The following is a 237-nucleotide window of genomic DNA, read 5'->3' on the forward strand; positions in this document are numbered from 1 at the left end:
TCAAGGATTCCACTGTTTAACGTTTAAATAAAAAGCCGCTTCATTGAAACGGCTTTTTTTATATTTTGAATTGAAGTCTGATTAGCGAACAAGTTTTGCGAATAACTCTTCTTTATTGAGATTGCTTGCTTCTGCAACACGACGACCTTTGTACTCAAAAGTACCAGCATCTAAGCCTTTTTCACCGAAGACGATACGATGCGGGATACCCATCAACTCAAGATCAGAAAATTTAAC

Annotated in this window: 1 protein-coding gene; it reads right to left on the minus strand. The window is 37.1% G+C overall.

Going from position 1 to position 237, the window contains the following annotated elements:
• Positions 1 to 81 precede the first annotated feature (81 nt).
• A partial coding sequence (locus tag AC2Q9J_RS18500; RefSeq protein WP_499042196.1) for a His/Gly/Thr/Pro-type tRNA ligase C-terminal domain-containing protein occupies positions 82 to 237 on the minus strand: 156 nt, incomplete at its 5' end.

The sequence above is a fragment of the Planococcus sp. RAB007_Raresut genome (genome assembly GCF_057369535.1).